Annotated in this window: 14 protein-coding genes; all 14 read right to left on the bottom strand. The window is 48.0% G+C overall.

Annotated elements, in window-relative coordinates; translation table 11 throughout:
- Positions 1-114: 114 nt before the first annotated feature.
- Positions 115-909, bottom strand: a complete 795-nt coding sequence (locus BLS69_RS21035) for an ABC transporter ATP-binding protein (protein ID WP_036606660.1) — start codon at positions 907-909, stop codon at positions 115-117.
- Between the two features lie 2 nt (positions 910-911).
- Positions 912-1,772, bottom strand: a complete 861-nt coding sequence (locus tag BLS69_RS21030) for an ABC transporter permease (RefSeq protein ID WP_051154091.1) — start codon at positions 1,770-1,772, stop codon at positions 912-914.
- A gap of 171 nt (positions 1,773-1,943) precedes the next feature.
- A complete protein-coding gene (locus tag BLS69_RS21025; RefSeq protein ID WP_091035858.1) occupies positions 1,944-2,993 on the bottom strand; it encodes an ABC transporter substrate-binding protein in 1,050 nt (349 codons plus the stop codon).
- Between the two features lie 342 nt (positions 2,994-3,335).
- The gene (locus tag BLS69_RS21020; protein WP_091035856.1) at positions 3,336-4,196 is read right to left on the bottom strand and encodes a phosphotransferase family protein; all 861 of its coding nucleotides are present in this window, start codon (positions 4,194-4,196) and stop codon (positions 3,336-3,338) included.
- A 22-nt stretch (positions 4,197-4,218) separates the two neighbouring features.
- On the bottom strand, positions 4,219-4,791 hold the full coding sequence (locus BLS69_RS21015; protein WP_091035852.1) for a TetR/AcrR family transcriptional regulator: 573 nt from the start codon (positions 4,789-4,791) through the stop codon (positions 4,219-4,221).
- A 163-nt stretch (positions 4,792-4,954) separates the two neighbouring features.
- Positions 4,955-5,602, bottom strand: a complete 648-nt coding sequence (locus BLS69_RS21010; RefSeq protein ID WP_091035849.1) for a helix-turn-helix transcriptional regulator — start codon at positions 5,600-5,602, stop codon at positions 4,955-4,957.
- A gap of 12 nt (positions 5,603-5,614) precedes the next feature.
- Entirely contained in the window at positions 5,615-6,502 is an 888-nt protein-coding gene (locus BLS69_RS21005) for an oxygen-dependent tRNA uridine(34) hydroxylase TrhO (protein WP_091035847.1), read from the bottom strand.
- 236 nt (positions 6,503-6,738) lie between these two features.
- Positions 6,739-7,848, bottom strand: a complete 1,110-nt coding sequence (locus tag BLS69_RS21000; protein ID WP_143023603.1) for a TolB-like translocation protein — start codon at positions 7,846-7,848, stop codon at positions 6,739-6,741.
- Positions 7,849-7,905: 57 nt separating this feature from the next.
- On the bottom strand, positions 7,906-9,411 hold the full coding sequence (locus BLS69_RS20995) for a sensor histidine kinase (protein ID WP_091035841.1): 1,506 nt from the start codon (positions 9,409-9,411) through the stop codon (positions 7,906-7,908).
- Positions 9,408-10,118: a response regulator transcription factor gene (locus tag BLS69_RS20990; protein ID WP_091035838.1), complete on the bottom strand. Its 711-nt coding sequence runs from the start codon at positions 10,116-10,118 to the stop codon at positions 9,408-9,410. Before BLS69_RS20990 ends, BLS69_RS20995 begins: the two co-directional genes overlap by 4 nt.
- Before the next feature lie 252 nt (positions 10,119-10,370).
- The gene (locus BLS69_RS20985; protein WP_091035834.1) at positions 10,371-11,267 is read right to left on the bottom strand and encodes a helix-turn-helix transcriptional regulator; all 897 of its coding nucleotides are present in this window, start codon (positions 11,265-11,267) and stop codon (positions 10,371-10,373) included.
- 221 nt (positions 11,268-11,488) lie between these two features.
- Positions 11,489-12,898, bottom strand: coding sequence for an MATE family efflux transporter (locus tag BLS69_RS20980; RefSeq protein WP_091035831.1), 1,410 nt, complete (start codon positions 12,896-12,898; stop codon positions 11,489-11,491).
- Positions 12,899-13,134: 236 nt separating this feature from the next.
- On the bottom strand, positions 13,135-14,022 hold the full coding sequence (locus tag BLS69_RS20975) for a carbohydrate ABC transporter permease (protein WP_091035828.1): 888 nt from the start codon (positions 14,020-14,022) through the stop codon (positions 13,135-13,137).
- A gap of 30 nt (positions 14,023-14,052) precedes the next feature.
- Positions 14,053-14,934 carry a carbohydrate ABC transporter permease gene (locus tag BLS69_RS20970; protein WP_091035825.1) on the bottom strand — a complete coding sequence of 294 codons (882 nt, stop codon included), beginning with the start codon at positions 14,932-14,934 and terminating at the stop codon, positions 14,053-14,055.
- Positions 14,935-14,953 lie beyond the last annotated feature (19 nt).

The raw sequence follows: 14,953 nt of genomic DNA, 5'->3' as shown, positions 1-14,953 counted from the left end.
CAACATACCATAAAAACCCTTTGCGAGAACGCAAAAGGTTTTTATCGTTTATCTTATAGATAGCTAAATTGCAGACGCTACGATATCTGTTCTTCCAACAAGTATTGCCTTGCCTTAACCCAGTACGACACGATCATCTGCCATCTTTTTGCCGCTAATCCGTTCGAATTCGCCAAGCAACTCAGGCACGGTTAACGTACGCTTGCGCTCTTCGCTGACATCCAGAATAATTCGGCCTTTGTCCATCATGATCAGACGGTTACCCAGACGAATGGCCTGCTCCATATTGTGCGTCACCATCAGGGTGGTCAGTCTCATCTCACGCACAAGTGTCTCCGTCAGTTCCGTGATCAATTCGGCACGTGAAGGGTCAAGGGCTGCCGTATGTTCATCCAGTAGCAAAATCTGCGGCTGGGTAAACGTAGCCATCAACAGACTGAGTGCCTGCCGCTCACCACCAGACAAAAGCCCCACTTTTGCATTGGGACGCTTCTCCAGTCCGATTCCTAGCTTCTCCAGTTGCGTGTTGAAAATCTCACGTCTGGCACGGGTAACTCCGAAGCCCAGTCCGCGTCCTTTGCCACGTTTGTATGCCATCGCCATATTTTCTTCAATGGACATATGTGGTGCTGTCCCTGCCATCGGGTCCTGAAACACCCGGCCAATCCAGCTGCTGCGTTTATGCTCCGGCAGGTTTTTAATAGAGCGGTCATTGATCAGTACATCACCCATATCCGGCTTCATCACACCCGAAATGATGTTCATCAGCGTGGATTTACCGGCTCCGTTACTGCCAATCACCGTCACAAAATCTCCCGGATTCATCGTCAGATTCACACCTACCAGCGCGGTCTTCTCATCCGTTGTGCCTGGATTGAACAGCTTGGTTACTTGCGTAATCTCCAGCATGCTCACATACCTCCCTTCGCCTGATGACCCCCGGATCGCATCAACTCTTCTGTTCGTTTGCGAGCCAGACTTCGCTGCTTCATGGAGCGCTGCATCGTTGGGAATACAAGGGCAATAATGACGATCACCGCGGTAATCAACTTCAGATCAGATGTATCAAACCATTCGACCTGTAGGGCAAGTGCGACCACAATCCGGTAAATAATCGAACCAACGATCGCTGCAAGTGTCGCCCAGAAGACCGTTCTTGCACCAAGAATGGCTTCACCGATAATCACCGAAGCCAGTCCAATGACGATCATACCAATGCCCATCGTGATATCCGCAAAACCTGATTGCTGTGCAATGAATGCACCAGACAGGGCAACCAATCCATTGGATAAGCTGACACCTACAATCGTAGTCACATCGGTATTCGCACCAAAGCTGCGAATCATGCGTTTGTTATCACCTGTCGCGCGAAGTGCCAGTCCAACATCTGTTTTCATGAACAGATCGAGCATGATTTTAAACACCAGCACGACGATAATAATAAGCACCATGACATGCTCACCCGAGAATGGATTATCCATGCCCATAATGGATTTATTCGGTGCGCCAAGAATACGCATATTAATGGAGTAGAGCGCAATCATCATCAAAATCCCGGATAACAATCCGTTGATTTTGCCTTTGGTATGCAGCAGACCTGTACAAGCTCCAGCCACCATGCCGCCAGCCATTGCCGCCAAACAGGCGAGCCAAGGAGAGAAGTCATTGGAGATCATAACCGCCGCGATTGCGCCTCCTGTTGTGAAACTTCCGTCTACGGTAAGGTCAGGAAAATCGAGTATGCGGAACGTAATATATACACCAAGTGCCATCAGTGCATATAAAAGCCCCAGCTCGATTGCTCCTTCAATTGAATTCCAGCTTATACTCACGCTACTTCCTCCCTGTCTATCGAAAAGAATGAGGCGAACCCGTTGCACGTTCGCCTCGCATCCATACTGCCGGATTACACTTCGGTCAGATTATTGAATCAATCTCAGATTCTATTGAATAATGTTGTTTTCCTGGTCTTTTACTTCGGCTTTCATCTCATCCGTAACCGTGATGCCTTGGGCTTCAGCTGCTTTCAGGTTCAGGATCAGATCCAGTTTGTCCGGAACGGTGACTTTCATTTCACCCGGTTTTGTACCATTTTTCAGAATATCCGCGGCCATCTCACCCACCTGATATCCATGGTCATAATATTTGAAGCCAACCGTTGCGAAAGCTCCTTTTTCAACGGTATCCCGATCACTGGAGAAGAACGGAATTTTATTACTGTTCGCCGTTTGGATGATCGTATCAACCGCACTCACGACGGAATTATCGAGTGTAATGTAGAAGGCATCTACTTTCCCAACCAGAGAATCCGTTGCCTGTTTTACTTCAGATGTATTCGTAACGGGTGCTTTCACCAGCTTGATATTATGTGTTGCGAGTGCTTTTTCTGCGTTATTTGCCATAACCACCGCGTTTGGTTCACCTTCGTTAATGACCAAACCTACTGTCTTCACATCCGGCAGATTTTTGGCGATAAAGTCAGCCAATTGTACGATGGCCTCTGGATTCGTGTCGGATGCACCTGTAACATTGCCGCCCGGCTTGTCCATATCGGTCACCAGTTTGGCACCCAGTGGGTCTGTCACTGCTGCGAACAACAATGGCTTGTCCTTCACTTGTTGAGCCAGAGCCAGCGCAGATGGTGTTGCGATTCCGAGTACGAGATCATTTTTGGAATCACCCGAGATTTTCTGTGCAATGGACAGGTTGTTCGTCGAATCACCTTGCGCATTATTGTAATCGATTTTGAGGTTCTTGTTCTCTTCAATACCCGCATCCTTCAGGGCTGCGATGAAACCTTCGCGTGTAGCATCCAGGGATGGATGTTCAACAATCTGGGAGATGGCAATCTGGTATGATTTTTCCTCGCTGCCTCCACCTGTCGTACTCCCCGATCCTTCGGATTCCGTGCCTGTACCGCTGTTATTTCCGCAACCTGCCGCAACGATCATTGAAGCAACCATCATCAGTGACATCCAAAATTTCTTTTTCATGTGTGAGAACCCCTCTCCATCTTATAAAATGTAGTTACCCTTACCTTATCGGTATTTCATTGGCACGATAGGGCGGGACAAAACGAACGCTTCAACGCATTGTTGCTTTGATCGACAAAAGCAGACAAATATAGACTTTTCTCATGCGACTGAAGTCCATGACCCGTGTTGGTGTTTTATTGTTCCCCTAATATTAAGGGGCGTCCCGATATCCGTCAATGGTTGAACCGCTTCCAATTTACTTTCATCGGTTGATTGTGATAGAAAACATTACATTAGACAAAAAACCACCCACATTGTTCTGTAGATGGTCGCCATGGATACAACAACATAAAATCTTACTCATGAAAATGGAATATGAAGTCTTCTTCTAATCTCGTCCACAAGCATTGTTTTCTCCGCTTCCGATATGGCATCTGCGATCAATTTACGTGCGGCAACAGGCGCAATCCAGGGTTCGATATCTGCATAACCAATACCGGACAACTTCTCATACTCTTCCATAAAGACACCAATGCTGTACTCTCTTGTGGCATTGAGGACAACCGTCGCTTCATGCGGCAAATGCGGGGGGAGTATCGCATATCGAATCATAATAATGTATTCGGCCAAGTCTGCTTCCGGATTCCCGATAGAGGCATTGTTCCAGTCAATAATGACTGCATCATGATCTCGAAGGAGTATGTTACCCGGGTTGGGATCACCGTGACATAGTTGCTGCTTCATCGGTAATTGATCCAATTGGGCAATCACGGCAGCTTTCTCAGCTTGAGACAAGTATTGTGCTTCAACAATATTATGCTTGATATTTTCCCGCTGACTCGGCATATTGGCCACAGCATGTGAATGAATCTGATGAAAAAGCTGGGCTGTAATTCGGGCATTCACAAAATCTTCGCTGATATCCAGCGGTTGCTGCATTCTGGACTGCTCTACCGCGCTGTCTACAAAACGCTTCATGATCGTCTCGCCATCAATCCGTTCGAATACAATACCTGATCGCCCCTCAACGGTCACCAGATCATATGGTTTGGGAACAGGTAATCCACACGCCGAAGCGATTCGGCAATGATGAAGTTCGGCCTCCAAAGCAGCGGTAATGGTGTTCGGTTTGGCCAGTTTAACGATCTTGCTCCCATCTTCCCATTCAAATACTTCCGCACATCCACCTTCTCCAATTTTGTTACCCAACCTGTGGACCATGACGCTCACTCCTTCAACGGATTTAATAAGTGAGACCTTCCTTATGCAACAACATCTCGTACATTTCCCGGATCATTTCAATCGCTTCATTCATCTCCAGCTCCAAAGTGTGAGAGTTCAGAAGTGTTCCAATACCAATTAAATAGATTGTGAGCTTAAGGAAAATGCGCTTGAGTTGTTCCACCGACACATCCTGCAATCGCTTACTATATCGCATATAAGACGTGGTTAATTCTTCACCCAGAAACTGATCGGTGTGGGGATTGTATTGTCGGTAACCCGAGAGATACAACGTTCGAAATAGCTGCTTCTCGTTCTGTGCAAAGTACAGGAATCCAATCGTCAGGTTCAAAGCAGGGGATTTGTCATCGTCCTTATACTCCAACATGCTGTAACGGGCGAATTCGGCAGCCTTGTCATAGACCTTTGCTTTTAGCTCTTCAATGTTACTATAGAGACTATATATGGGCTGGGTGGAACAATGGAGCGCCTGAGCAACGTTTCGCGCAGTGAGTGCCTCCAAGCCTTGAGTCCGTACAAGCTCAAAGGCGGCAGATAACACTTTTTCTTGTGTAATCTCAGATTTCGGTGGCATATACTGCTCCTTTCGTTTTAATAACACATGTTATATAACGTATGTTATTATGAGTTAATTCATGTGTCAAGTGCACTTACGGGATGAAATTTTTCATATTTAAAATTTCCAAAAAAAAGAGACTATTTCGACGAATCGAAACAATCTCTCGTGTATAAACCAGTTAATTCCCCGACGCTTCGCGAATCTCATACTTGCACCTTTTGCCGCCATCGGCGTAACATTCGGTACGCTCCACTTCAGCTTGAAGCAGCGAGCGGAACAGATCCAGTTCACAGCGGCAAGCCTGCTTGTAGACACTCGCGACTTGCACAATCGGGCAGTTCATTTCCGTAATAACGTAGGTTCCATCTTCTTCTATGGACGCATCCGCCATATATCCGTTGGCATTCTGAATTCGCGCGAGTTCCTCCACCCGTCCGGCCAGATCCTGGCCCTCCATCTGTGGCAACCCGCTGCGAAGCAGCTTGTCCCGGCGACTCTCGAACAATGCATCCACCACACCGCTCCCGGCTGAGTCAGACAATTCGTCAAGCAGTTCCAGCGTAAGGGACGAATATGATTTTGGGAAAAAGCTGTCCCCGCGTACCGTCAATTGGTACACCGAGGACGGACGTCCGGCCGTAGCCCGGGCCTCCCGAACCTCAATCCAGCCGTCCTGCTCCAGTGCCGTCAGATGACGGCGAATAGCCATGCCGGTCAGACCCAGATCAGCTGTCATTTCCCTCGCGGTCAATGTGCCTTGCTGCTTCAGCATGAACAAAATCCGTTCACGCGTCGTTCGTTCCTCTTCACGCTTCACGATCAGCACCTGCTCTCCTGCTTATGCGTGTACCGGTGCTGCCTCCCGGCAAGCATCCGAGCAAAAGCGGTTATGCGTCTCTTCGCAATCCTCACAGCTTACGTGCTGCAGGTTGCAGGTTGGACAATTAATATATCGGTCATGTGTCGTTCCACAGTGATAACAGCTGGCAATGACAATATCCTCGTCTGTCCGGTTAATCGGCACAGAGATTCGCTCATCAAACACGTAACACTTGCCATCAAACAGATGGCCTTGTACTTCAGGGTCTTTACCGTACGTGACAATACCGCCGTCCAATTGAGCCACGTCCTGGAATCCTTCATTGATCATGAAGCCAGTCAGCTTCTCGCAGCGAATGCCGCCAGTGCAGTAGGTAATAATCGTTTTGTCCTTCATGTCACCCAGGTTCTCCCGAATCCACTCCGGAAACTCACGGAACGACTCAACATCTGGACGGATGGCCCCGCGGAAATGGCCGATTTCGTATTCATAGTCATTGCGACCATCGATAACGATGACATCATCACGTTGCAAATGCTCATGGAACTCCTTCGGTGAAAGGCGTTTGCCGCTAATCACATTCGGATCGAGATCTTCCTCCACGCGGAACGTAACCAGCTCTGCTTTGTGCCGAACAAAGATTTTTTTGAACGCATGCTCTTCCACATCATCAATCTTAAACACCATGTCGCTGAACAGCGGGTTCGCATGCATGTCTTTCATATACTGTTCCGTCTGTTCTGGCGTTCCGGATACCGTGCCGTTAATACCTTCGGATGCGATCAGAATACGGCCTTTCACACCGAGATCCTTGCAGTATTGCAGATGCTCTTGTGTAAACGTCTCGGGGTCTTCAATCTTCACGAACTTATAATATAAAAGCACGCGGTACGCGCTGTTACACATGTATATCACCTGTTCCTATTCCATGTTGTTATTAGCCGGATCATCCGGCAAGACGACTACGTTGCACCCTTACTTGTAAAAAGAAAAGAAACAGCCGCCCGAAACTTCGTCTCGAACTGCTGTCTGACATTCGACTTTTATTCCTGCATTCTAGTTTATCGGAAGCGGAATAGCTTAGTCAATATAAATGTATAGAAAGGGATGAAAGATATGGAACATATCTGTCCGCAACCATCCTATTCCGAGATCGTAATGACCGAGGTCACAAAGTGATAAGACTCATTCTCCAATATGGCCTGCGATAACAGGATCTTATTGCCTTTCGGGCTCCAGGCAAGCGGGTCAGAAGCGTTGTCCATATCCGCCGAGATCTGGAACTGCTCAGCCGATTCCGTGTTGGAGACAAACAGCCCTTTCTCATTATCATTCTCTGAATTGATGGTGTATGCAATCTTGGAATCATCACCCGACCAGCTGGTGCCGAAGATCTGCGTACCTCTGGCGAGCGTGGCCTTCTCATTACCTTCCAGATCGGTGAGCACCAGCGCCCGTTTGGTATCCGCCGTTCTTTTCACAATCGCAAGCCTTGTTCCATCATTAGAAGGGATGACCCACTCCACACTTTTCAGCACCTGTTTTACGTCACCCGTCTTCACATCGTATGCATTCAACTGGCCGTCTTCGCCTGTAATATAATAGAGCATTCCGTTCGAAACCTTAATGCTCCGCACATTGAAATTGCCTGTCTCGACCAGCACTTTCGTTGTACCATCCACACTTGCCGAGATGAGATCACCCTTCATATTGGGAAAAATGACATGTTCATTATCCAGCCATGCGCCCTCTTGGATAAAGCCATCCTCCTTACCAGCGGGGATTGCCTCCCCGTTATGCAGGTTCAGAATGTAACCTTTACCCGTACTTTCCTCCGGCTCCCGGTAGAACAGGTACTGACCATCCGGTGACACCAGCGGTGCACCCAGACTGGCTTCACTTTCCTTGAGCGGCGTGTCTGTACCTTTGGTTAGATCATACATATATAAGTTATGCGGGTATCTTTTCTGACCTTCAACGGTGACGGGTTTCAAGGACTTATTCTCCTTGTCGGATACAATCCAATCATCACTTAGCCAGGCGATTCCGCGCATATTCGGCAATTTATCAATTTTCTCCAACTTGAAGCTCTGGTACACGGACGTGTTGGTGTTATCTTTTACTGTAATATCGGTGCCCGTTTTCCCGCCTTGTGCATTGTCCCCCGGCTCTGTTGTTCCCCCACATGCTGCTGTTGTTAACAGGCCAATGGCCCCAAACGCCCCCAAAGCTGCTTGTTTCCAATTCATCATGGTCCCCCCTGGTTTCTCTTCTATAAGACCAAGCATACACATGGCATACTTCCAAAGTTATTCAGACTTGTTTCGAACTTGTAAACTTGAATCAGCCAAAGGGAACATGAGCTGGAACGTCACACCTTCCCCATCTTCTGGATCGCCCGACAGCAGGGTGATTGTACCGCCCTGTTTTTCAACAAACTGCTTCACGAGAGATAATCCCAGTCCGGTTCCGCCAGTTTTTCTGGCCCTGTCTTTGTTCACGGTGTAAAAGGGTTCAAAAATCTTCTCCCGTGCCTCAGCCGGAATCGGCGTACCCGAGTTGTAGATGCGAATGACCGCTTGACGCTCCTGCATCCGTAGTTCACTCTTCACCCGGATCACACCATCCGGAACGTTATATTTGATCGCATTATCCAGCATGTTAATGAAAATATGCATAAGACTCTCCCGATCACTGCGGATCACCGCCGGTTCAAGATCCAGTTCCATATTCAGCGCGAACTTCTCCGCTTTCCCACGCATCCGGCCACAGGCATCCTCCAGCAGAGCACTGACCTCTACATCTTCGGCCTGATTCTCGAAGTCGTACTTCTCCAGGGCAGATAAATGTAGTACTTTCTCCACCATCTCGTACAGCCGCTCCGTTTCTTTGCCAATGTTACTTGTGGCATCATCAAGCAGTTGCGGATCATCCTTATACATGTCGAGTAGCTCCACATAAGCTTTGATCGACGTTAGCGGTGTCTTGAACTCATGGCTGATGTTACCGATATATTGTTTCTGTTGCTGTTCCAGCGCCTGAAGCTTCTTAATTGCCAGTTGCAGCTTCTCCTGCTCCGCATGCATGGCTGTGATGTTTTGCTGAATGGATGTACTCATATAATAAATGCCCTGCCCCAGCTCTCCCAGTTCATCCTTGCGCCTTACAGGGGACTCCGTAATGTAGTTCCCTTCGCGAATGGAATCTGCGGACCTCTTCAGCCGGGTAATCGCAACGGCAAACCGATTGTAGAACAGATAACCTAATATGAAGCTCAGCGCCACAACAGTAATTCCGGCCCAGATGAACAATTGAAGGATGCGAGTATAGAATTCATGGTAGCTCTGGACAGGATATTGTATCCATACGGCGCCCATCTGTCCATCCGGACCGTCCAGCGGTGCGGCATAGAGCAGGGTCTCGCCTTGCTCATGATAGGCTATTTTATTTTGCAGCGCATAGTCTAACGTTTCCTGAACGAGTTCACTCTCGCCGGAGGCGAAGGATGCTCCCACCTGCTGGCCTGTCATGTTATAAAGTGCTATTGGCAATCCGGTAGAGTTGGCCAGTTCCTGTGCCAGCCTGCGGCCATTTCGCTGTAAAAATACATCCTGATCCAGATGAACGGACTCGGTGTAGTAGGACTGTCGCACATTCAGATTCACCAGCCGTGTCTGCTGCGATAAAATACCTTCAATCTGTGACTGTTGATTGCGTTCAATACCGCGCAGGACCAGTGAACTAAGCACAACCACCGTTAGGATAAGCAAGGCTGCCAGAAAAACACTGAACTTCAGCTTGATGCTGACTCTCATATGGCCCCGCCTGCTTCAGGAGCAGATGCTTTGTAACCAATCCCGTATACGGTCTGCAATTTTTGCTGATCCGTATCTCCGATTTTCTTACGCAAACGCTGGATATGAATGTCCACGGTTCGTGTACCACCCGCATATTCCATACCCCAGACCCGATCCAGAAGATCGTCTCGTGTATACACACGCTCAGGATTAGACATGAGAATGGTCAGCAGATCGAACTCTTTTGGGGTCAGATCCAGCTTTTCCTCATTCACGGTCACCGTGCGGTGAGCAACATGAATACGCAGTGTGCCATTCACGATGGCCTGATTCTTCGAATCATCCGGTGGTGGACTGCTTTTCTCGACACGGCGCATGAGCGCTTTCACCCTTGCGAGCAGTTCACGGATCTCGAAGGGCTTGGTCATGTAATCATCGGCGCCCATTTCCAGGCCAACGATCTTATCCACGATATCATTTTTGACGGTTAGCAAAATAATGCCGATATCCTCCCGGTCTTCCAGCCTCCGGCATACACCGTACCCATCAAGTCTTGGCATCATGACGTCCAGAATCATGACCTGCGGGTGAAACGATGCAACCTTGACCAAGGCCTCTTCGCCGTCACTCGCAGTCTCTACTTCATATCCTTCGCGCCGCAGCGCGTAAGCAATGGCACTGACGATACTTGATTCGTCATCCACCACGAGCACTTTTTTATTCATGGGATTCATCCTCTTTATCTATGTCATGAGTTAGTTTATGGGTCTATGTTAGCAAGGTCCGTGGGAATTAGCTATGGATGAGTTTGCAATTTGTATGAGAGACTCTCATCCTCTCAGCTTGGACTTGGCTCTACTTTCTTTATACCCCAAAGGCAACAAAAAGAGCCAACCCGTAATTGGATCAGCCCTTCATCTATAGATTCCCAATTCGTGTTACTGTTTAAGTCAGCCGTTTAAGTCCCTCTTCTGCATTTACTCCTCAAATGACAGATTGAGCGGCTCGTCCGACATCTCGTACTCTGGCTCCATATGTGTCAGCGGTGTGTTCAGATCAACCTCCTCGAAGCGGAAGCTGTCGACCCACACTTTTCCTTTACCGTTCAAAATAACCCCGAATGAAATGACCGCGCTGTCCTCCGGTACATCAAGCACAATACTATACTGATTCCATGGCTGCGTGCCCGTAATTGGCCGATCATGCATGTTATCAAATTGAAGTACGTCATGGACGTTATTATCCACACGCATCCACAATCCGCAAAAAGCATCCACACGCTCGGTCTTCACAAATCCCGATAATTTCATCCGCTTACCCACATACTTGTCTGCTCTGAACTGTTGCATCATAGTTGCAAATTCGTTGGGCTCCATCGGCGTAACTGCCTTCAAATATCCTGAAGCTTTCCCCTGATGCACTTCGGCCGGATCAATGCCCATCTCATAATTTTGCGGATGACTTCCGGTTAACATCCAACCTGTAATCGTTGACGTCTGATTCATCTGTAATTCTCCTCCTCTGGTTCTTCCTTCGAATAATTTCAGATCGAACAATTTGCGAAAGCGTCCTGGTGGCATGCCATATAATCTGCGGAATGCGCGGGTGAAGGCTTCCTGACTGTCAAATCCACAAGCCAAGGAAATATCCAGAATGCCAGCATCTGTGGATCGTAGGGCCGTGGACGCCAGACTCATCCGGCGATTGCGGATATAATCCACCACGGTCATGCCAACCTCATTACGGAAAATACGGTGGTAATGATAAGGTGACAACAACGCCTCGGACGCCACTTCTTCTAACCCAATCTGCTGATGAAGATGGGTTTCGATATAGAACAAACTTTGCTGAATCATTTCACGATAACGGCTCAACTGAGGCAAATCCCCCTTCCATATCTTTACTATACGTGAATGAGTTATCTCCGTTTTGATCATTTTTGCTTTCCTCACTTCGGTTGGTCTCTGCCCCGAACGCAAAAAAGAGCCAATCACGGATTGAATCCTTTCCGTGATTGACTCTTCTGGGAAACTGCTGCCCTGTGGCTACTGTAGAGCCACTTCATTGATCTACAGCAGGTTCATTTATCTATTCGTCAGACAGCCGGTACCGGCTGCGCACCAACCTCTTCGTCATCATGCTCCACCAATTCATGTTTCTCCCAAGCTCTACTCTTCCAGCGGAAGTACATAATGACCGCACGGGTCCACTCATCCGCCGCAATGGCAAGCCACACACCCGCGAGCCCCAGATGAAGCTTGAATATGAGCAGATACCCCAGTGGCAGACTCATGCAGACCATGGAGATCAGCCCCATGTATACCGGGAATTTTGCATCCCCTGCCGCACGCAGGGAACCAATGATCACAATGTTGCAGGTACGTCCGGTTTCGAGCAAAAGACTGAGCAAAATTACCTGAGCCCCCAGCTTGATAATTTCCGGATTATCCGTAAATATGCTCATCAGAGGCACACGGAAAAAAATGATGATTACATCAATGATAACCGTAGCCAGAAGGGCCCATTTTACACTGTCAAAAACACGTTTGTACGCATCGTCTTTGCGCCGCGCACCCACAAGCCGGCCTACAATGATCGATGTCCCCATACCAATCGCCATGCTGAACAAGTAGATATAGCTGGAGATATTACCCGCATACTGCTTGGTTGCCATGGCTTCTGCGCCCAGATAGGTCACATACAGCGTGAACACGAGCTGGCAGGAATGATATACCATGGATTCCATCGCAGACGGAATGCCAATCCGCAGAATTTTGCCAATAAAATGTTTGGACAATTTAATGTAGTATTCGAAATCCACCCGCACCTCGCTCACACGATACAACAACCAGAAGAAGATCAGCAGGCAGATAAAGCGACTTCCTACCGTGGAGATCGCTGCCCCTTCCACCCCAAGCTTTGGCAGGCCGAAGTGACCAAAGATCAATGCATAGTTACCAACAACGTGAATGACATTCATGAACACAGCAACATACATCGTTTCTTTGGTGTAACCATGTGTACGAATCGTCGCAGCCAGCGCATTAATGAGTGCCTGGAGGAAGATTCCGCCACCGACGATATTTATATACGAACGGGCAAAATCATAAATTTCGCCTTGAATATTCAGAAGTGTTAACAAATGTCCTCCGAACAGAAGGAAGATTCCGCTCAGGACCAGCCCCACGATAAGATTCAGCGTAATCGCATTACCCGTAACTTGTGCTGCTTCACTTAGCTTTTTCGATCCGATATATTGTGCTACTACAATCGCGGCACCATGTCCAATGACTTCCAATACAAGGATAGCGATAGAAATAATCTGATTGGCTGCTCCAACGCCGGAGACCGCATTATCGGATACCGAGCTGAGCATGAGCGTATCCACGCTCCCCATCAACATAAATAAGAAGAGTTCCAAGAAAATAGGCCATGTCAGTCGAATCAGATTCAGATCCTTGGCATCAGAACGAAGGGACTCTTTGGTTGAGGATATTGCTGTCATTTTCTCACCTTTCCCATGTGGGCTTTAATTCTTAGGGTATGTTAGCACAGGTAGTTTGAAAATGCAGTAGTTTTGCGAAAATAGTTGAAAGTTTTTTGCAATTCCATAAATAGGTATTTTCAGCGTTTTCATCAAGCTCCGTTTCCGTACACCTGCCAGAAGTTTTAGAAGACAAAAAAGGCCCCTCCCGACTCGCTTTTAAGCAAGTAATGGAAGGACCTTAGACCCTCAGCCTTTTAACCTTTAACAGAACCCGCAGCAATTCCCTCTACGATTCGATTACTCAGGATGAGAAATGCAATCAGGATCGGCAAAATACTAATCATCAGCGTCGCACCAATGGCTCCCCAATCCGTTGTATATTGACCGATAAAGTTCTGTACCCCAACCGTTAAGGTCTTGTATGAATCTGTACTGATGAACGTATTAACAAAGATAAATTCATTCCAGTTATAGATCATGTTGATAATCGCCGTTGTGGAAATGACCGAAGACGTCATCGGCAGCACAATCCGAAAGAAAATTCGATGCACGGAGCAACCATCCATCACTGCCGCTTCTTCCACTTCCCGAGGAAGCGCGTAGTAGAATCCCAGTAGAATCATAATGGTAATTGGCATATTAAATGCGATATAAGACAAGATTACTGACAAAGGATGATCGGTGAGATGAAGTTTCAGGAACAAGCTGAACAGTGGGATCAATGTGGAGTGCACAGGGATCATTAGCCCCACCATGAATAACCCCAATACCAGCGAGCGACCCTTCCAGCGCATACGTGTAATGGCAAAGGTCACGAGACTGGCAAACAGCACGGTGAACACAACCGAGACCACCGTAATCCATACACTGTTGAAGAAGTATAAGCTGATATTCCCCTCTGTCCATACCTTGACATAGTTTTCCCAACGCGGAGTAGCAGGAAGGGAAAAAGGCGCCATGTCGAATACTTCCTGATTATTTTTAAGCGAGAACAACAGCAACCATACCAAGGGCAAAATTTGCAGCAAAGCTACCAGGGACAAGAGGAAATACAGCAGAACATAGCCGAATCTCCTTAACCATGCCGAACCTCGGCCTGTCCCCGGATAAGTTGGTAATCTAACGGCCGTATCCGTCTTCACCGGGATGGACCTCCTTTCATTTCACATGCCTCAGGAATACTGGATCGTATCTTTGGATGCCGTCGCTTTTCGAAGCAGCCAGGTAACCAGCAGACAGATCAAGAGCAGGAAGAAACCTACAGCACTGCCGTAACCAAAGTCGAAGCTACGAAACGCCTGACGATACATATAGGAGGCCATCACTTCGCTGGAGCCATTCGGTCCGCCATCGGTCATCACGTAGATGAGATCAAAATACTTGAGTGAACCTACCACAGCCAGTACAACGGTCACCTTGATCACCTCAGTAATAAGCGGCAGCTTGATGCGAAAAGCGATCTGCCAAGGGCTTGCCCCATCAATCCGGGCTGCTTCCACCAGAGATTCCGGAATATTTTTGAGGGCCGCATAATAGATCAAAATATAGAAGCCTGCATACTGCCACAGAATCGGTACGAACAGTGCATACAGCACCAGGGATGGCTCCGCCAGCCAGGCTGGCGGATTGCTGAAGCCGATCGCTTCCAGAAAGGTGTTCAGCACACCATTGCTGGGATGATAGATCTTCAGCCATAACTGGGCGATCGCGACCGAAGACAGCAGCATCGGGATCAAATATATTTTACGGAACAGATTGGCACCCTTGATCTTGCCTGACAGCACCAAAGCAATCATCAGATAACCGATCAGACTCAGCGCGGAGAACAAAGCAAGCAAAAAAGTATGACCCGCACTCTGCCAGAATGTTCCGTCCTGAAGCAGTCTGGCGTAATTATCCAATCCAATAAAGGTCATTGCACCGATCCCGTCCCATTGCATCAACCCATAATACCCGGTGAGCACGATCGGGATGTAAACCAAGACCAGCAGCAGAAGCAGTGCAGGAAGCACGTACAACGCAGCAACGAGACGGTTGGACATGACTTTGTCCATCACATTATCCTCCCTTCAA

Origin of the sequence: Paenibacillus sp. CF095 (genome assembly GCF_900101225.1) — a bacterium.
Taxonomy (GTDB): Bacteria; Bacillota; Bacilli; order Paenibacillales; family Paenibacillaceae; genus Paenibacillus.
The sequence above is the reverse complement of the archived record's forward strand: the minus strand, read 5'-3'. Positions and strand labels throughout refer to the sequence as shown.